At 57.7% G+C, this 433-nt stretch carries 1 protein-coding gene; it reads left to right on the forward strand.

Annotated features, from left to right (window positions below; all coding sequences use genetic code 11):
• Positions 1-221: 221 nt before the first annotated feature.
• Positions 222-433 (forward strand): LacI family DNA-binding transcriptional regulator (locus SCA31_RS22520; RefSeq protein ID WP_140314609.1); only part of this gene is annotated, 212 nt, incomplete at its 3' end.

Raw genomic sequence — 433 nt, forward strand, 5'->3', positions numbered from 1 at the left:
GGCAGGCCCCGTGGCCGGGGGACTGTTGGGCGCCATCTCCTTGCATGCACCATTCCTTGCGGCGGCGGTGCTCAACGGCCTCAACCTACTACTGGGCTGCTTCCTAATGCAGGAGTCGCATAAGGGAGAGCGTCGAGATCCCGGACACCATCGAATGGCGCAAAACCTTTCGCGGTATGGCATGATAGCGCCCGGAAGAGAGTCAATTCAGGGTGGTGAATGTGAAACCAGTAACGTTATACGATGTCGCAGAGTATGCCGGTGTCTCTTATCAGACCGTTTCCCGCGTGGTGAACCAGGCCAGCCACGTTTCTGCGAAAACGCGGGAAAAAGTGGAAGCGGCGATGGCGGAGCTGAATTACATTCCCAACCGCGTGGCACAACAACTGGCGGGCAAACAGTCGTTGCTGATTGGCGTTGCCACCTCCAGTCT

It is taken from the genome of Chryseobacterium sp. SIMBA_028 (assembly GCF_046535285.1).
GTDB lineage: Bacteria > Bacteroidota > Bacteroidia > Flavobacteriales > Weeksellaceae > Chryseobacterium.